Origin of the sequence: Aequitasia blattaphilus (genome assembly GCF_024721305.1) — a bacterium.
GTDB classification, from domain to species: Bacteria; Bacillota; Clostridia; order Lachnospirales; family Lachnospiraceae; genus Aequitasia; species Aequitasia blattaphila.
This window is the reverse complement of the sequence record NZ_JAMXOD010000016.1, coordinates 70146-89683: the sequence shown is the minus strand read 5'-3', so window position 1 is coordinate 89683 and position 19538 is coordinate 70146. Positions and strand designations below refer to the sequence as shown.

Here is a 19538-nt window from a genome sequence, read left to right as displayed (position 1 = left end):
ACAAAGAATCAAAGAAAAGACTATCAACATAAGTTGAGTCTGGAACTGGCAAGGGAATATGATGTAGTCTGTGTAGAAGACTTAAACATGAAAAGCATGAGTAGGAGCCTCCATCTGGGAAAAGGGGTGATGGATAATGGATTTGGGAACTTCTGTAATCTCTTGGAATATAAACTGAGAGACAGGGGAAAGAAGCTCTTAAAAATCAATCGCTATTATCCTTCCAGTAAAACCTGTAGTAAATGCGGAAAAATAAAGAGGGAACTTTCCTTAGCAGAGAGAAGCTATCGATGTGAATGTGGGAATCAGTTAGACAGAGATGTAAATGCTGCAATCAATATCCGGGAAGAAGGAAAAAGAATGCTAAGTGCGTGACTGTACGAAAATAAAAGAACACAAACCGTAGGGCATACGGGGATAGCCTGCAGATACTTATTCCATTGGGAATATTGAACAGGAAGCCCCCACTTCAGAATGATAGCATTCAAGTGGTGGGAGCATGTCACTACTTTGAAAAATCTGCGTGTTTCTCTCCAGGGCAAACTTGAAAGGCTGCCCCTCGGAACGATACAGGACAAAGGAACAGGTGCATTAAAGAAAATGTTTATTGACGACATTGAGAATGTTGAATTGCTTATGGCACATGCGTTACCTGAGGGGATTGCGAATATCGGTGCACCGATCATCGTATTTATCTTTATGTTTCTCGTCGATTGGAAGCTTTCTCTGCTTAGTCTTGCGGCGCTGCCCCTTGGCATCATCGCCATGGGCATTATGTATAAGATTGGCATGGGAGAAATGGGAAATTACTATGCCGCCGGAAAAAAGATGAATAACACCATTGTGGAATATATAAATGGGATGGAGGTCGTGAAGGTTTTTAACCGAGATGGTGAAAGCTATCATCGCTTTGAGGGAGATGTGAAGAGCTATCTTACTTTTACACTTAAGTGGTATAAGGCATGCTGGCCATGGATGGCGCTTTATAGCAGTATTCTCCCCTGTGTGGCAATGTTTACATTACCCATTGGTGCATATCTCGTTTTGAATGGTTTTTCAACCTTACCGGATTTCGTTTTGGTGCTGTGTATGTCCTTCTCTATCGGGCCTCTTTTTATAAAAGCCTTGGGCTTTGGCTCAACACTTCCACAGATTAATTACAAGATAAAGGCTCTTGAAGATATGCTTGATGCGCCTCCACTGGAACAGGGTGAAGGAGATTTTGCCGGAAAAAATCACAACGTCACATTTGAAGAGGCAAGATTCGCCTATAAGGATGAAGAGGTGTTACATGGGGTTTCGTTTGAGGCTCATGAGGGCAGCTTAACCGCCTTGGTGGGGGAGAGTGGAAGTGGGAAATCAACTCTTGCAAAGCTGTTGGTTCATTTTTACGATGTAAGCGGTGGGGCAATAAAAATTGGAGGTCAGGATATCCGTGAGATGAGTCTGGAAGCACTGAATAGAGAAATTTCCTATGTGGCTCAGGAACAATTCCTTTTTAACACTACTCTACTTGAGAATATTCGTATCGGAAAATTAGATGCAAGTGATGAAGAAGTGCTGGCTGCAGCGGAAAAAGCCCAGTGCGGAGAGTTTCTTGCACGACTTGAAAAAGGTATATATACGATGGCAGGAGATGGAGGGAAACAGCTCTCCGGTGGTGAACGCCAACGAATCTCTCTCGCCCGTACAATATTGAAAAATGCACCTATCATCGTTCTTGATGAAGCGACAGCATTTATGGATCCGGAGAATGAGGAGAAAATGAATGAAGCGATTGCAGAACTTATCCAGAATAAGACCGTAATTGTTATTGCTCACCGTCTGCAGTCCATTGTAAATGCGGATCAAATATGTGTTATGGAAAATGGAAATCTGGCAGCGGCTGGAGTGCATGAAAATCTTTTGGCTAGTTGTCCTGCATATCAAGCACTTTGGAACGCAGCCGAAGCAAGCGTAAATTGGAGCGTCACGATGAAGAAGGGAGGACAAACACTATGATTACACTGATGAAGCGAATTTTAAATTTCTCAGGAAAGTATAAGAGTAGAATACATCTTGCTCTCGTGTTTTCTTTTTTGAAATCCATGCTTTCTAGAGCACCAATTATGCTGGCATTTTACGCACTAATGCGGTTTTATGAAAACACGGCATCTGGGGAGATGTGTTTACAACTTGGTGGAGGAATGGCGGTGTGTGTCCTTCTACAGATTTTATTTCAACATTTGGATAATAAACTACAATCTTCGGCTGGATTTATGGTTATGGCGGAAAAGCGTATGGAGCTTGGGGCACATTTGCGAAAAATGCCTATGGGCTACTTTACGGAGGAAATATTGGAAAAATCAGCTCCGTACTCTCGACAGATATGAACTTTGTTGAAGAAAACTGTATGATGGTTTTAGCGGATATGATGGGTTACATTTTTTCCCAGGTTGTTATGGTTGCATTCATGTTTTTCTTCAATATATGGCTAGGGGATCTAGCTGTAGTGGTGATTCTAATTGGCTTGCTTTTTGGAAAGGGAATGCAAAAAGAATCCCTTGAGGATTCTCATATCAAGCAGGAGCAAAGCGAGAGCTTGACCGAATCTATACTCGACTTTACAGAAGGTATCGGCATTATTAAAACATACAATTTGTTGGGAGAGAAGTCGAAGGAACTGACAGATAATTTTCAAAAAAGCTGTGATAAAAATATCCAGTTTGAAGAGAACCATTCGCCATGGCAAAGAAGAATGCTTATTGTGTTTGGACTAGGGTCGGCGGCAGCAATAGCTTTGACTGTTTTTCTTCATTCTCAGGCACAGATGGCAACTATTTTTGCGGTGGGATTTATGTTGTTTGTACTTGATTTGTTTGGTCCCGTCAAGGCTTTATATGCAAATAGCGCAAGGTTGACTGTGATGAATAGCTGTTTGAATCGTATTGAGGAGGTTTTTTACGAAGCAGAACTTCTAGATACAGGAAAAGATAGAATTCCTCATGGGGGAGAGGAACCAGAAATTCAGTTTAGCGATGTGAGTTTCGGATATGGGGAAAAAGAGGTGTTGAAAAATGTCTCCTTCTCACTTGAGAAAAACAATATGTTAGCGCTGGTTGGACCCTCTGGCGGAGGAAAGACAACAATCGCAAATCTGTTGGCACGCTTTTGGGATGTAAAGAGCGGTCAGGTGCTTATTCGTGGTAAGGATATACGGGAAGTACCTTTAAGCGATTTGATGAATCATATCAGTATGGTGTTCCAGCGAGTATATTTATTTCAGGACACGATTTATAATAACATCAGCATGGGGCGGCCAGATGCAACAGAAGCGGAGGTAATAGAGGCTGCGAAAAAAGCCCGATGTTATGACTTTATCATGGCTTTACCTGAGGGCTTTAATACAGTAGTAGGAGAGGGTGGAGAGACACTTTCTGGTGGTGAGAAGCAGCGTATTTCGATTGCTCGATGCATTCTTAAGGATGCTCCTATTGTCATTTTGGATGAAGCCACTGCAAGTGTTGACGCAGATAATGAAAGCTATATTCAGCAGGCAATCAGTGAGTTGTGCAAAGGAAAGACACTGATCGTCATTGCCCATCGATTGAACACAATTCGCAGTGCGAATAGCATTTTAGTCATTGCGAATGGAGTGGTTTCTCAACAGGGAGATCATGATACACTGATTAATCAGGCAGGGATTTATCAAACATTTATTACGGCGCGTGAAAACAGTCGGGGATGGAGTCAAAGGAATTAGTTTAACAGCTTACTGATAGAATTAGAATGCACTTATACCAAAGCTACTTTCTTGTTTGTCTAGACAACAACATTTTAGTGGTTTTGTGTTATAAGTGCATTTTTTATAAAGAAAATGCTGGTACACGTTTCTAACCAGTGCAAGTACGGAACATGTCCGGTAGTGGGAAGGGTATAGTCGAAGGCAAGGGTGTCAGCATTGGTATTTATACAACGGATTTTGAAAATGAATTTCTATCGTTGACCGATATAGCAAGGTATAAAAGCGATATGCCGCACGACGTAATTAAGAATTGGTTACGGAGTCGTGATACGATAGAATTCTTGGGATTATGGGAAAGTCTTCATAATCCTGATTTTAAACAGGTCGAATTCGACCTGTTTAGAAATGCAGCGGGAGCAAATGTATTCACAATGTCACCGACTAAATGGATTGAAGGAGTGAATGCAATCATATGCTTGTAGCCAATCCGCCCATTGACAAATAAACTCAGATATAGTGCAGTACATAATTTGGAAAATTATTCTAAAGCAGAACCGGAAAATATTGGTAATGCAGTCTTTGGGTATTTCTCATATAGTACCATCTTTTTTAACCTGCAGTACTCTGTCAGCACTTCGATATACATCCCGCATTTCAGATGCGAATATACAGATGGTTGCTCCGCCTTTTTGCCACAAATCAATTTCACCAAGAACCAGACTTGCCATATTGATGTCAAAGTATAAAAGGGGATCGGCGATAAACAGAATCTGCTTTCTCAGTAAGGAGCATTTAAAAAGGTAGACACTCATTTTTTCAAAAGGGCTCAGGTTATAGCAGTGGCTGGAATTAATAAAATCATAATTGATTTTTCGCTCTTTACACCAGTCACAAAAATCATTTTTTAAAGCAGTAAGGCGTTTTCGATGGATGAAGCCTCCCTTAGTAAAATTTTTTGGCTTTTGAAGTATAAGGTTATCAATAACAGACAGATTCTCGATGATTTGCTCATTCACATTGAAGGAGAGGAATACGGAGTCTGTCTGTTTTTGATTTAGTATAAGCTCTTTAATCGGATTTCGAAGAACAAAGAAAGGGTCAAGCAAAATTGTCATTTCATTCCTGTATAAATATAAGTCTGCGTGTTGAAATACATAATCAGCAGGGCTGGACTTAGGTGAATTTACTTTGTTGAGGTTCTTTATTTTTCCGGAAGAAAGGATAGAGTCGTAGTTTTCCTGGGAGTATACATTAGGTGTCTCATAAATATTGTGACCCTTGGCCATAAAAGTTATTGATTGAGCCAGCTGGTGTATATAATGGCTTTGATTGGCTGTTAATATAATATTTATAAAAGGATAGGTATGAGTTATCCGGAGGAGAAAATCCTGTATTGTTTCCATCTGATCATAAGATAAAGAAGAAAAGACGTCTTCGAATATAATAAACTCCTTCTTAAGAGTTATGGCTTTCAAGCACTCAACAATGATGCGCTCCGGATTCGTAAGTTCAGAAGTCCTTTTCATAATATCCAAAGACAGGTTCAATTTGCGTAGCAAAAAAAGAAGCTCTTTTTGGCATTTCTTTTCATGTGTCCATAGACGATAAGGACGCTCCTTTGAAATATAAAAGATATTTTCCAGAATGGTCTGATTTGGTGTAAGCGAACTTCTTTTACGCAGAACAAAGGATTTGTTTTGAATTTCCGAAAGAGAGACAACCTGTTCCCTATAAAAGCAGCGGATATCCCGGGTAAAAAGTTCACCGGAAAAGAGTTCGATCAAGGTTGAAATACCGGAATCATGCAAGCCAAGCAGGCCTGTTATCTCATCAGAGTATATTGTGATATCTGCATGAAGCAGAGGATAATATTTCGGATGATGCAAGTTTATATTCCCAAGCTTTAAGATTTCTTTTTTACTCATAGTGGATCGGGTTCTTGTCCTTTCTTGGAAGTCGAATTGTGATTCGTGTGCCAAAGCCCAGAGCGCTTTTGATTTCAAGTCCGAATTCAAATCCGAAATGGAGCTGAAGCCGGTGATGAACATTCAAAAGGGCTGAGCCATTGTTTGATCTGTCAGAACTTAGCTGCTGCAGTTCTGCGTCGTAAAGGGCATTTTGGATTTCGATGAGTCTGGGGGGCTCGATACCTTTACCATTATCAATAATATGAATCAGTAAAAAAGAATCGCCCTCCTCAAGAGTTATTGTTATTAATCCATCAGTTAGGGTATCTTTTAGCCCGTGATTCAGAGCATTTTCCACCAGGGGCTGTAAGGTGAGTTTGGGAAGGGAATGCGCCAATAAGTGGCTGTTATTCTCAAAGTCATAATGAATCTGAAACTTGTCCTGAAAACGAAACTGCTGAATAGTTATATAGTTTTTAACATTTTCAACTTCGTCATGTATGGTCACGATATCTCGTTTTATATTTATATTATAGCGAAAGAAATTAGACAGATTTTCTGAAATCCGTGCAATCTCATTGGAACCTTCTATCATGGCCAATCCCCGGATACACTCAAGAGAGTTATACAAAAAATGAGGGTTAATCTGGCTCTGCAGTGCCATAAGATCTCTTGAGTAATCTAAAATCTGTTTTCGATAAAGGGACTGGTTTTTCTTTCGCTCTTCACTTATTCTTTTTTCAATCAGCTTTTCCAGCTGTTTTTTTGTTACAATACGCATAAAACACCTCAAGATTAGTTATACATCTGCTTGTAATCACTGGGATTAATCCCAAATTTCTTTTTGAAAAGTTTGCTGAAATGTCTTGAATCATTGTATCCGACTAAATCGCTGATTTCGGAGATATTATAGTTGCTGTCTTTTAAAAGTGTTTTTGCTTTTTCTAAACGATAATCATGTAAATAGTCCAGGAAATTGATTCCCGTTTCTTTTTTAAAAAGACTGGAAAGATATGCCGGATTCAAATCCAATATCTTAGACACATCATCTAACTTGACAGAATTCCGGTAGTTACTTTCTATATAGTCAATTGCCTGGTTTACCGGCTGTGCATATTTTGACTGTGTTGTCTGTCTTAAAAGCTCCAATTCTTTTAGAATGTAATTTGTAAAAAATTCAAAATACTCTCTCAGATCTCTCAAAGACAAGGCAGATTCCATAAATAATGTTATAGTATCTTTGCGGTCAAATGTCTTTTTGAGAATTTCTGTTTTTACATCAGAGACGATCGTCAGGATTTTAGCCGTGAAAGTTTCCAGAGATCTTATATTTACAGTCTTACGGAAACGGGAAAATTCCAGGGTGCAATGTGTTTCAAAATCCTTAGTAGACAAAGACTCTATATCCTGTTTGAGAGTGTTAATAAATGCATTGTCTATAGTGAGCCATTCTTCACTCTGTATCTGAAGCTTTTCCCAAAAAAGAGGTTCGAAATTTCCTGTACATAGGCGTGACAGAATTGAAAGCCGGCTTTCGTGATAGGCATTTTGAAAATCGCTGAGAGAACAATACGGTTTACTGATTCCAAAGCTTACACTTAAGCCGAGAAAAATATCAGTGATATTCTCGCTGTAAGAATAGGATTTGTGAAGTGCCTTGTATATGTTTTCTCTTTGATTATTTTCATAGTCAATAAATGCATAAATCCATTTGTTGTCGCAGTCGATGAAACATTGCCGGGTTAAAGGTTCTAAATGGTTTTTAATGATACGAAGTATTTTTTCATTCAGTGAGGGAATTTGAATTTTTTCGTCTCTTTTTGCAAAAAGGTGGATTGTAATACATTGAAAAGTACTACCCTTTAAAGTGAAATCTTCGATGCCCCGATTATTTACCAAAGACTGGAACATATACCGGCTGTGACGGGTTTCGTCAAATGAGGAGGAATCCGTTGGGACAGAATGTATATTTTTTCCTGCTCCAATCTCTTTTTTTGTCAACTTTTCAAGAGTTCTGTTTAATTCTTCCGTATTCACAGGTTTTAGCAAATAATCTTCTACATTATACTTTAAGGCAGAATGAGCATATTCAAATTCTTTGTAGCCACTGATGATGATAAAATGCGACTGGCAATTCGCTTCCTTCGCCAGTCGAATCATCTCAATACCATTAAGCAGAGGCATAGAGATATCGGTAATCACAATGTCAGGCTCATCTTTGAGAATCCCTTCATAAAGCGACCTTCCATCGTAAAAAACTCCGGCTAACTCAAGGTTTAATTCCTCCCAGTGGATTGCCCTTTCCAATAGCTGGCAAATCAATTTTTCATCATCTGCAATAAATACTCTTTGTCTCACTTTGCCCCTCCAAGGTTTTTTTTTATTTTAACACAAAAGAAAATATGTTTCTACGAAACCTAAAAATCGACCACACATACTAAGATTTGATACATTGAGTTGATGAATAAATTCCACTATAATTACAACTGTAAACAAAAACGCTTCAAAAATCTGCAGATAAAGAAGAGGAAAATGAGGAGACCAAGGAATATGAGAAAGAATGCGAAAAAAATAATTTCATCAATCCTGTTAACAGCATTGATGTGTGTGATTTTTACAGGTTGTTCTATGGATAGTGGGAAAAGTGAGCCAGCAGAGAAAAGTGAAAAAAAAGAATCTTCAGGAGATGGTAATCTACAGATTGCATATAGCTTGCATGATTTAAGTAACACATATTTTGTTACTCTGGCAGATGGTTTTTCTGAAAAAGCAAAAGAAGAAGGAATGGATGTAACCATTCAGGATTGTAAGATGGATGTTGCGACACAGATTGCAACAATCGAAAATTTCATCAGTCAAAAAAAGGATGCGATTTTCATCACACCAGTAGATGAAAAGGCATTGGAAGGTGTTGTGAAAAAGGCAACAGATGCAGGAATACCTGTCATTTCAATGAATCTGGAGATTCCGGGAAGAACGGCATTTATTACACCGAATGAGTATGCATTTGGTGAAGCGGGTGGAAAAATAGCTGGCGAATGGATTAAAGAAAATTTAGAAAAGGAAGAAGATGCAAAGGTGGTATTATTTACAGCTCCTGAGCAGCCATCTCTTGCAGAGAGAATTCGTGGACTAAAAGAAGGATGTTTAAACATTGCACCAAAGGCTGAGGTAGTAGCAGAGCAGGGAGCCATTACAACAGAAGCAGGAATGAGTGCTGCAGAGACAATTCTTCAGGCACATCCGGATGCAAATGTAATTGTTTGTAATAATGATGCCAGTGCTCTGGGAGCATATGAAGCCTTTAAAGCTGCAAATAAGACGAATGTATGTATTGTAGGTCTGGATGCAACACCGGAAGCAATTAACAAAATCAAAGAAGGTGGAAACTACGTAGGAACAGTAGACATTGATCCATATGGTACAGGAGCATTAGCTATTGAAACATTACAGAAGATTATAAAAGACGGGCCGATAGAGGATCCGGTTTATGTAAATCTGATACCTGTTACTTCTGAAAATATCAGTGATTATTAAGAATACCGGAGAAGGAATATGGAAAAAACAAAACCAATATTAGAGTTAAAAGAAATAAAAAAGGTTTATCCGGGTGTCACCGCACTAAACGGAGTTTCCATAGATTTCTATCCAGGCGAGGCCCATGCAATCTGTGGGGAGAATGGTGCGGGAAAATCCACTTTTATAAAGTGTATTACCGGTGCGATTAAACCCACAGAGGGCAGGATTGTTTTTAAAGGGGAAGAGGTTACAGACAATTCCCCTTTAAAATCTATGGATTTGGGAATCTCGGCAATCTATCAGGAGTTTAACCTAATTCCTTTTTTAAGCGTTGCTGAAAATATTTTTTATGGAAATTATCCGACTAGAAAGGGACTGGTCGATTTCGATAAGATGGAAAAAGAAAGCGAAAGGATACTGGAATATTTAGGAGTGGATATCTCTGTTAAAACCTTGGTAAAAGATTTATCAATCGGATATCAGCAAATTGTGGAAATCGCAAAGTCGCTGGTAAAAGATGTTAAAGTCCTGATTATGGATGAGCCGAGTGCACCTCTTACGAATAACGAACTGAAATACTTGTTTGAGATTGTAAAAAAGTTAAAATCAGATGGAGTTTCAATAATCTACATCTCTCATAGGTTGGAAGAGGTATTTATGCTTTGTGAAAAGATTTCAGTTCTTCGAGATGGAAATTATGTAAAGAGTATGGATGTAGCGGATACAACAGAGGAAGAGCTTATCCGTACTATGGTGGACAGAGATTTAGGAGAGCAATATCCGGAAGTTCCTTATAAGAAATCAGATAAGGTTCTGGAGGTCAAAAATCTCACGAATAAATATGTAAAGGATGTATCCTTTAGTGCATACAAAGGGGAAATACTGGGATTTGCAGGTCTTGTAGGAGCGGGAAGAACAGAAGTGATGCGGGCAATATTCGGAGCAGATCCGATTAAAACAGGTGAAATTATTCTGGAGAATCAAAAAATAGTGAACCGTACACCAAAAGATGGAATTCAAAACGGGATAGGATTACTAACAGAAGACCGGAAGACCCAGGGGGCAATTTTAGGAATGACAATCCGTGAGAACATCACATATGCTAATCTAGAAGGGTTTTCAAAGGGGAAATTCTTTGTGGATCAAAAAAAGGAAATGAATGATGTAACGGAATATCAAAAGACATTGAACATCAAAACCCCTTCGGTAGAACAAAAGGTTAAAAACCTGTCAGGGGGGAATCAGCAGAAGGTAGTATTGGCCAAATGGTTGGCAACAAACTGCAAGGTCCTGATCTTTGATGAGCCTACAAGAGGTATTGATGTAGGTGCAAAGCAGGAAATATATGCGATTATGAAGGAATTGGTTGATGCAGGGAAGGTCGTAATTATGATCTCTTCTGAAATGCCGGAACTTATGTGTATGTCCCATAGAATTATAGTCATGCATGAAGGAAGAATAAGCGGAGAAATACTAAAAAGTGAAGCAACACAAGAAAAGATACTTGAGATGGCTTCCCATTAATGAGGTAAAGAGAATGAAAATGAAAAAAGTAAATTGGACGGAATATGCTATGCTTGTCGCACTTATTGTTCTGATAGGGATTTTTTCCTTTACGGCAAACGCATTTCTGACTAGAGAAAATATTTTAAATATATTAAGACAAATTGCGATTATGGGTATTTGCTCTGTTGGTATGACGATGGTAATTATCACGGGTGGTATAGACTTATCGGTAGGTTCATTAGTTGGAGTTGCCTGCGTTTTAGGAGCATCACTGATGGCTGGCGGAATGCACCCGGTATTGGCAGTTTTGATTTGTCTTTTAGTAGGAGCAGTAATCGGCCTGATTAATGGCATGCTGATTAATATCATCGGAATGTTTCCAATGATTGCCACCCTTGCAACAATGACCATCTTAAGGGGAGTTGCCTACCTGATTTCAGGAGGTATGCCAATTTATGGTCTTCCAAACGGCTTTCTATTTTTAGGACAGGGATATATGCTTGGAATTCCCTTCCCGGTTATCATTATGGTTCTGGTCTTTATCTTTGGATACATTGTGTTGAATAAAACCATATTTGGACGGACAGTATACGGCATCGGAGGAAATAAAGAGGCTTCAAGACTTTCCGGCGTATCGGTAAGTAAGGTAATCTATAAGGTATATCTTCTCCAGGGAATTTTAGGAGCGCTGGCAGGAGTGATTCTTCTCTCCAGAATTAACAGTGGACAGCCCACAGCAGGAAACAGCTATGAAATGGATATTATTACAGCCTGTGTACTGGGAGGAACCAGTGTGGCAGGAGGAGAAGGAAAGATAAGAGGCGTCCTGATTGGTGTTCTGTTCATGGGAGTTTTAACAAACGGTATGGTTTTGATGGATATCCAGGATTACTGGCAGAGAGTCGTAAAAGGACTTGTTCTGATTCTGGCTGTTGCTTTAGATAATTTTAGCAAAAAACGAAGAAATGCAGTATAAGGAGCAGTTGTATGATACGCTTTCACGAAAAAACGAAACAATTTCATCTTTATAATCAGGAGATGAGTTATATTATAAAGGTTTTAAGAAATGGCAGTATCGGACAGATTTACTTTGGGAAAAGAGTCGAAGATAAGCCGGACTATTCGGAATATATAGAATATGCGGCAAGGTATATGACAAGCTATGTATATGAAGGAGACTGGGAGTTTTCTTTAGAGCATATAAAACAGGAGTATCCGTCCTTTGGTACAACAGATTACCGCATACCTGCATTTGAAATACAGCAGGAAAATGGAAGCTGCATTTCGGATTTTCAATATAAAAGCCATAAAATATATTCCGGTAAAAAAGGAATAGAAGGTTTACCTGCGTGTTATGCAAATCAGGAGAGTGACTGTGATTCTTTGGAGATTATTTTAGAAGACGTAGTTTCTAAGATTCAAATGACACTTCATTACTCGATTTTTAATGAATTGAATGGGATTACAAGAAGAGTCACATTTGAAAACCGGGGAGACCAGTCTGTTTCCATAAATAAGATAATGAGCTTAAATCTTGATTTACCGGATAAAGACTATGAAATGCTTCAATTTTCCGGTGCGTGGAGTAGAGAAAGACATGTAAAGTCCAGGGCGTTAGTCTGGGGAACACAAGGATTTGGAAGTAACAGAGGAATATCTTCAGCGAATCATAATCCTGCCTTTATTTTATCCAGGAAGGAAACGACGGAAAGCTTTGGAGAAGCAATTGGATTTGCACTTCTGTACAGTGGGAATTTTGAAGCTCAGATTGAAGTATCTACCCATGATCTTACAAGAGTACAGCTGGGAATACACCCGGACACATTTTCATGGAGATTAAAGGAAGGGGAGGTATTTGAATCCCCTGAATGCGCAATGACTTATTCCGCGAAGGGACTGCAGGATATTAGCAATGGATTCCACTCTTTATTCAGACACTACCTGATCAGAGGAAGCTGGAAAGAAAAGGTAAGACCTATTCCCATTAATAACTGGGAAGCAACCTATTTTGATTTTAATGAAGAAAAGCTGTTCACACTGGCGAAAACAGCAAAGGAAGTTGGAATGGAGCTATTTGTATTAGACGACGGATGGTTTGGAAAAAGAAACAGTGAGCTGGGAGGACTTGGAGACTGGTTCGTAAATAAGGAGAAAATACCAATCGGATTGCAGGGTCTCTCGAAGAAAATCACTGAGTTGGGCATGGCTTTCGGAATCTGGATAGAACCGGAAATGATCAGTAAGGATTCTGAACTTTATAAGAATCATCCGGAATGGGTGCTGAGAACTCCGGAGCGAAAAACATCTCATGGACGGAATCAATACGTTTTGGATTTTGCAAACCCGGAGGTGGTAGAGGGGATTTTCGATATGCTTCATGAATCATTTCGAGGATGTGAGATTTCCTACATTAAGTGGGATATGAACAGAAGCCTGACAGAATGCTATTCTCCGGTATTTCCACCGGAGCAACAGGGAGAAATTTATCACAGATATATGCTTGGAGTCTACAGGCTTTATGAACGAATGATACAGGCTTTTCCCAATGTATTATTTGAGTCCTGCGCAAGCGGCGGAGCCAGGTTCGACCCGGGTATGCTTTATTATGCCCCTCAAACATGGACAAGTGATGACAATGATGCGTTTGAACGGGTGAAAATCCAGTATGGAACTTCTTTTATCTATCCATTATGTACTATGGGGGCTCACGTATCAAAATCTCCAAATGCCCAGTTGAATCGGGAGATAAAGCTGAAAACAAGAGGAGATGTGGCATGCTTTGGAACCTTTGGATATGAACTGGATCTGGGAATCCTGTCAGATACAGAGCGTTTAGAAATAAAAGAGCAGGTCAGATTTATGAAGGAATACCGTGAAGTGATTCAAAAGGGGAGATTTTACAGATTGCAAAGCCCCTTCGAAAATAATATATCCGGCTGGATGTGCGTAGACGAAGGAAAAGAAACAGCAGTAATTGGAATTTACCGTGAGCTTAACGAGGTAAATGCTCCTTTTAGAAGAATCTATCCAAGAGGTCTGGATGAGAAGGCAGTTTATAAAAGAAAGGATAATCAAAAGACCTATAGTGGTCTGGAGTTAATGAATATGGGAATCAGCCTGGCAGATGGAAGCTGTGGTTTACCGGTAAGAGGTGATGAACCGGGATATGATTTTTATTCAAAATTGATTGTTTTAGAAAAAGAATGATTTAAGGGAGCAGGTGAATTTTATTTCGCCTGCTCCCTGTTTTGTTAATTGGATGATTCGCCAGGATGAGGCACGTTATAATAAGCAATATCTGATCTACAAACGAAAACTTGCAATTGTATCAGAAGGAAATCGACAGGATGCAGGCTTTTATTTTTGCACAGATATAAAAGAGTGCGAAAAAAGATTTGATACCATGGGAATTGCTTTGCCGGAAGTGGATATGCTGGAACTTTTGGAACATGGACGAAAAGAAAGAGACTTTTCAAGGATGTCACAAAGGTACAAAGAGTATTTTGATTTATATTACGGGTGTATCAGAAATTCTGTTATTTCAAATGAGCGCAAAGATATTGAGAAGGCTAAGCAATATATTCAGGATCATTATAAGGAGAATCTGTCACTGGAAATACTTGCTGATGTAGTACATATGAATCCTTTTTACTTTTCCAGTTATTTCAAAAAAAATGCCAATATGAATTTCAAAGAGTATATTAATAAAGTCCGGCTGGAACAGGCAGTGTCACTTTTGTTGTCAACGGATCGGACAATTAATGAAATTGCAGCAGAGGTGGGATTTAGAGACGTGAGATCTTTTCTAAAAATATTTCAGAAATATCACGGAGAGACACCTGGAAGTTACCGGAAAAAAATTATTAAGTCATAAATGGGAGGGGAGAAAGGAATGATTATCGAAATCAGCAACGATTATCTTAAAGTAAAAATAAACTCAAAGGGAGCAGAATTATGGTCTGTAGAGGGAGAAAACGGCATTGAGTATATCTGGCAGGGAGACACAAAGTTTTGGGGTGACCGGGCACTGAACTTATTTCCATACATAGCAAGACTGACTGAGGGAAAATACGTATATAACGGAGAAGAGTTTCATATGCCTATTCATGGATTTCTGTCAGGTTCAACACTTGAGACAGAAAACTGTACTAAGGACTCTGTGAGTTTTAAACTGGTTTCCTCTTCAGAAACACAAAAAATGTACCCCTTTTTATTTGAGCTGTACATTCATTATGAGTTAAGAGAGAACCAAATAGATGTAATCTATGAGGTTAGAAATAAGGACTTTAAGACAATGTATTTTGGAATAGGTGGTCATCCAGGATTTAATGTGCCGATAGGAACAGGGAGATTTGAAGATTATTATTTGGAATTTGAGGAAGAATGCTCGCCTTACCGTATTGGTATGTCAGAAGACTGCTTCGTAACGGGAAAGGATGAGCTTTATTTATTAGAGGATAACCGAATTATCAGGTTAAGGCATCAGATGTTTGATGATGATGCAGTGATTTTGCGGGATATGTCAAAAAAAGTGACACTAAGATCAAAATTGGATACTTCAGAGATTTCTGTTTCATTTCCAGACATGACGTATTTGGGGATTTGGCATACACCCGGAACAAAAGCTGGTTTTATATGCATAGAGCCCTGGTCTTCTCTGCCATCCCGGAAAGGGATTGTGGAAAATCTGGAGGAGCAGAAAAATTTAATTCCATTAAAAGCAAAAGAAATATATCATAACCGATGGAGTATGACATTTCTATAACAATCTCAATGAGAGTCTCACTGTACTTTAATGTATTCTCACCATGTGTTCATCAAATTCTAACAAATCAAGCTGAAAAATGTAAACAAAACGACTAAAAAAAGATAGAAATCGAAATTACAATTGACAAATACGATAATGGAATGATAACATGGGAATATCAAATGAGAACCTTCTCACAAATCTCATGAAGGACAGGCGGATAAGTATGAATCAGAAGGAATCACCAGTTACAATAGAAGATGTGGCAAAAAGAGCAGGCGTTTCCAGAGCAACAGCCGGACGTGTTATCGGTAACTACGGGAAAACATCAATGGCAGTAAAAGAAAAAGTGATGAATGCAGTAAAAGAGCTGAACTACTCCCCGAATGCGATGGCAAGAAGTTTACGCAGTAAAAAAACAAATACGATTGCAATTGTAGTCGACAGGATATCAAACCATTTTTTTGTAAAGGTAATTGAAGCAATAGAAAAGGAGGCCTTCGATAAATCGTATTCAGTAATCATATGCAATACACACGAAGATGTTCGCAATGAAATAACACAATTGAAAAGCTTGCGCAGCAGACGTGTTGATGCAATTATTTTGGCTCCTGCTTATACAAAGGATCAAAAAATCAGAGAGAAAAATATAGATGCGTATGAGTCGGATATACCTATTGTGTTTATCGATTATGAGCCGGATGAAATAAAGGCAGATTCAATTACCAGTGATAATTATGGCGGCGGATATAAAGCAACAGAATATTTGATTGGTTTGGGACATAGAAATATCGGAGTATTAACTACGGATAAGTTTTTTACTGAAAAGGAAAGAGTATCAGGTTATCTGGATGCGTTGAAAAACAATAATATTGAATTTCAATCAACATGGTTAATTCAGGCTGATGCTCATGAATTTGGTCAGAGTTCCCACGCTGTGAAGGAACTTTTAATGCTTAACAATGACATTACAGCAGTTTTGGTAGTAAATAACGGACTCTGTGCGGGAACAATTATCGGAATTCAAGAATTCGGAAAAAAAATACCGGAGGATATATCGCTTATTGTATGGGATGATTCGGAAATAACAGAACTTATGAATATTACCACAATTGCGCAGTTTCCGGAGTTTATTGGAAAGGTTGCAGTACATAGAGCTATCGAATTAGTTAATGATAAATCTAAAGCAGAGGAGGAAGTAAAAAAGAATTTATCAATAGAGCTAAGAGTACGAAAATCATGTAAAAAAATATAAAATTTAGGTGTTTTATATTTTTTTACGCCGAGTGAGAACGTTCTCACTGATTCGTTTTATAAGATAATTACTCCAATCGGAAACGACCGATAATATGGAGAATTTATAACAAAAGAGAAGGAGGAAATGAAATGGATTTAATTATGGGTATGAACAGTGGATCATCATTTGATGGAATCGATGTGGTTCTTGCAGAGATTAGTATGGGAAAGGATGGTTTCCCTACGCCACCAAAGTTTTTGAAAGGAGATTCTTATGAATGGCCGGAGTCAGTTGCCAGAATTGTCAGAGATGCTTTTGAAAATAAGGTAGACATGGTTGGTCTTAACAGACTCAATTATCTTTGCGGAGCAGTATTTGCAGAAAAAGCAGAACAGTTTATGAAAGAAAATAATATCAACTCAGAGGATATTAAGGTTTTAGGATTGGATACGCAAACAATTTACCAAGAACAGCCTGACCATGCTGGAATTTCAAAAATGACTGAAGAGGAGCTAAATGACTGGGTGGGAAGATGGGAGTCCGGTAAGTTTCCGGCAGGAATGCAGATGGGTGAAACATCTATTATTGCAAATCTTACTAATATTGATACAGTAACACATTTCCGACCGGCTGATCACGCGTCCGGAGGAGCTGCGGCACCACTTATGCCATATTTGGATTTTGTTCTCTTTCGAGACAAGGATGAACCAACAATGACGTTGAACATAGGCGGAATTGCAAATCTCCATGTCGCAAGCAAAGATAGAAAGGATATGTTTGGATTTGATACCGGTCCGGGAAACGTAGTTTCGAATTATATGTGCAGGAAGCTTTTTGATATGGAATATGACAAAGATGGATTATTGGCAGCTGAAGGTAAGGTAAATGATGAGCTATTAGAATATTTCATGGGACATCCCTTTTTTGACAGACCGGTACCAAGGTCAGGATGGATTGCAGACTATAGTTCAGACTATATTGATGGTGTCTTGGAGAAATTTAAAGAATTAGACCCAAAAGATATTTTGGCAACAGCTTGTGCTTTTACAGGAGAAGCAATTGCGAAAAGTATGAGAGACAATATTCCGGAAGAAATTATCCGTAATACAAAAAAGATGTATTGCAGTGGTGGCGGGGTTCGTAATCCACAGATTATGAAAGAGATACAGAAAAGAATTCCTCAAAATGTTCAGGCAGTTACATCCTCAGAAATCGGCATCCCGGCTGAATTCAAAGAAGCAATCAAATTCGCAACTCTTGCATATTCAACAATGAATCATGTACCGGGAAATATACCGGCAGCAGGACACGCAATGCAATACGCAATTTTAGGAAAAATTGCATTAGCGCCACGAAATATAAAAGGTTAATGAAAAGATAAAAGGAAAGGAGGGGTGAGAATGTCTGAAATACTTTTGGAAATGAAGGGAATTGTGAAAGAGTTTAGTGGAATAAGAGTATTGAAAGAAGTCCCATTTACCTTGAAGAATGGAACAGTTCATGCATTAATGGGTGAAAACGGAGCTGGAAAATCAACTTTGATGAAGATATTAAATGGAACCTATCTAAAAGATCAGGGAGAAATTTATATTAAAGGAGAATCTGTTGATATCAAAAATACCAGTGCGGCAAAAAAATATGGAATTGCAATGATTCATCAAGAGTTAAGTCCTTTTTTAGACTTGAGTGTGGCGTCTAATATGTTTATGGGTAGAGAGTTTTTGAAGAATGGTACTAATTTAATAGACGAGAATAAGATGAATTCGGAATGTATAAAAATATTTGAGGGAATGAAGATTGAAATTCCACCAAAAGCGATAATGCGTGATTTGAGTGTGGCACAGATGCAATTGGTTGAAATTGCAAAAGCAGTATCAACAGATGCGGAGATTATTATTATGGATGAGCCGACTTCTGCAATAACGGAAGAAGAAGTTGGAAAATTGTTTAAGGTCATCGACGATTTACGGAATGAAGGAAAAGGAATTATTTACATATCCCATAAAATGGATGAAATATACCAGATTGCTGATGAAATAACTGTTATGCGTGACGGAACCTACGTGGGGTGTGACTCAACAAAAAATCTTACATATGATCAGCTAATATCCATGATGGTTGGACGGAGTCTGGATCAGCAATTCCATAAGACGTTTCATAAGCCGGGAGAGGTTCTGATCGAAGTGAAAAATCTTACACGTAAAGAGGAGTTTAGAAATATTAGTTTTGAAGTCAGAAGCGGCGAGATATTAGGAATTGCAGGATTAATGGGAGCCGGGCGAACAGAAATAGTTGAGACCATTTTTGGATTGAGAAAAAAAGATGAGGGCGAGATTTTGATTGAAGGAAAGGCTGTTACAATTAATTGTCCTAAAGATGCAATTGAAAAAGGAGTTGCTTTTGTTTCAGAAGACCGTAAGAGTATAGGGTTGAACCTGATAGGCAGTATCAAGGAAAATATAACTTTAGCCAATTTGAGAAAGTATTGTTCTCTGGGAACTTTTATACATATGAAGGAAGAGCGGGAAACCAGTGATGAATATATAAAAAAGCTGGCTATTAAGACAGAGAGCAGAAATAAATTAACAGGTGAACTAAGCGGCGGGAATCAGCAAAAAGTTGTTATTGCCAGGTGGCTTTCTACGAACCCTAAGGTAATGATATTAGATGAGCCGACAAGAGGAATTGATGTAGGAGCAAAGGCAGAGATATATAAGCTGATGGACGATTTTGCAGCGCAGGGAAACTGTGTGATTATGGTATCTTCTGAAATGCCAGAGATATTAGGTATGAGTGACAGGGTAATTGTGATTCATGATGGAAAGATCACTGGAAGTTTTTATGCGAAAGAAGCGACACAGGAAAAAATCCTTACGGCAGCGTCAGGAATATAAGGAA

15 protein-coding genes and 1 pseudogene are annotated in these 19538 nt (G+C 38.6%); 13 read left to right on the top strand and 3 right to left on the bottom strand.

The window, feature by feature from the left end:
* From NHH15_RS11475 to NHH15_RS11460, 4 genes and pseudogenes are all read left to right on the top strand, one after another.
* Positions 1-375 (top strand): RNA-guided endonuclease InsQ/TnpB family protein (locus NHH15_RS11475; RefSeq protein ID WP_262066647.1); only part of this gene is annotated, 375 nt, incomplete at its 5' end.
* A 99-nt stretch (positions 376-474) separates the two neighbouring features.
* Entirely contained in the window at positions 475-2001 is a 1527-nt protein-coding gene (locus tag NHH15_RS11470; protein WP_262066814.1) for an ABC transporter ATP-binding protein, read from the top strand.
* Positions 1998-3742 (top strand): annotated as a pseudogene (locus NHH15_RS11465) (ABC transporter ATP-binding protein). The gene NHH15_RS11470 and the pseudogene NHH15_RS11465 overlap by 4 nt, the downstream one beginning before the upstream one ends.
* Positions 3743-3894: 152 nt before the next feature.
* A complete protein-coding gene (locus NHH15_RS11460; RefSeq protein WP_262066813.1) occupies positions 3895-4206 on the top strand; it encodes a KilA-N domain-containing protein in 312 nt (103 codons plus the stop codon).
* A gap of 108 nt (positions 4207-4314) precedes the next feature.
* Here the strand turns inward: NHH15_RS11460 and NHH15_RS11455 are convergent, their stop codons facing one another.
* From NHH15_RS11455 to NHH15_RS15655, 3 genes are read right to left on the bottom strand one after another with little or no spacing between them, the layout of a single operon-like run.
* Positions 4315-5649 carry a hypothetical protein gene (locus NHH15_RS11455; RefSeq protein ID WP_262066812.1) on the bottom strand — a complete coding sequence of 445 codons (1335 nt, stop codon included), beginning with the start codon at positions 5647-5649 and terminating at the stop codon, positions 4315-4317.
* A complete protein-coding gene (locus NHH15_RS11450; protein WP_262066811.1) occupies positions 5642-6412 on the bottom strand; it encodes a sensor histidine kinase in 771 nt (256 codons plus the stop codon). Before NHH15_RS11450 ends, NHH15_RS11455 begins: the two co-directional genes overlap by 8 nt.
* A 14-nt stretch (positions 6413-6426) precedes the next feature.
* On the bottom strand, positions 6427-7989 hold the full coding sequence (locus NHH15_RS15655; RefSeq protein WP_262066810.1) for a response regulator transcription factor: 1563 nt from the start codon (positions 7987-7989) through the stop codon (positions 6427-6429).
* 192 nt (positions 7990-8181) lie between these two features.
* Between NHH15_RS15655 and NHH15_RS11440 the strand changes: the two genes are divergently transcribed.
* The 9 genes from NHH15_RS11440 to NHH15_RS11400 all read left to right on the top strand — a co-directional run bounded on the left by NHH15_RS11440 (position 8182) and on the right by NHH15_RS11400 (position 19534).
* Positions 8182-9168, top strand: coding sequence for a sugar ABC transporter substrate-binding protein (locus tag NHH15_RS11440; RefSeq protein ID WP_262066809.1), 987 nt, complete (start codon positions 8182-8184; stop codon positions 9166-9168).
* Between the two features lie 18 nt (positions 9169-9186).
* Positions 9187-10674: a sugar ABC transporter ATP-binding protein gene (locus NHH15_RS11435; protein ID WP_262066808.1), complete on the top strand. Its 1488-nt coding sequence runs from the start codon at positions 9187-9189 to the stop codon at positions 10672-10674.
* Positions 10675-10687: 13 nt separating this feature from the next.
* Positions 10688-11632 (top strand): ABC transporter permease, encoded by a 945-nt coding sequence (locus NHH15_RS11430; RefSeq protein ID WP_262066807.1) that lies wholly within the window; start codon positions 10688-10690, stop codon positions 11630-11632.
* Between the two features lie 11 nt (positions 11633-11643).
* Complete coding sequence (locus NHH15_RS11425; RefSeq protein ID WP_262066806.1) at positions 11644-13863, top strand: alpha-galactosidase; 2220 nt, start codon at positions 11644-11646, stop codon at positions 13861-13863.
* A 13-nt stretch (positions 13864-13876) separates the two neighbouring features.
* Positions 13877-14530 carry a helix-turn-helix transcriptional regulator gene (locus tag NHH15_RS15650; protein WP_262066805.1) on the top strand — a complete coding sequence of 218 codons (654 nt, stop codon included), beginning with the start codon at positions 13877-13879 and terminating at the stop codon, positions 14528-14530.
* A gap of 18 nt (positions 14531-14548) precedes the next feature.
* A complete protein-coding gene (locus tag NHH15_RS11415; protein WP_262066804.1) occupies positions 14549-15421 on the top strand; it encodes an aldose 1-epimerase family protein in 873 nt (290 codons plus the stop codon).
* Positions 15422-15629: 208 nt separating this feature from the next.
* Positions 15630-16658: a LacI family DNA-binding transcriptional regulator gene (locus tag NHH15_RS11410; protein WP_262066803.1), complete on the top strand. Its 1029-nt coding sequence runs from the start codon at positions 15630-15632 to the stop codon at positions 16656-16658.
* 131 nt (positions 16659-16789) lie between these two features.
* Positions 16790-18010 (top strand): anhydro-N-acetylmuramic acid kinase, encoded by a 1221-nt coding sequence (locus NHH15_RS11405; RefSeq protein WP_262066802.1) that lies wholly within the window; start codon positions 16790-16792, stop codon positions 18008-18010.
* Between the two features lie 30 nt (positions 18011-18040).
* A complete protein-coding gene (locus NHH15_RS11400; RefSeq protein ID WP_262066801.1) occupies positions 18041-19534 on the top strand; it encodes a sugar ABC transporter ATP-binding protein in 1494 nt (497 codons plus the stop codon).
* Positions 19535-19538 lie beyond the last annotated feature (4 nt).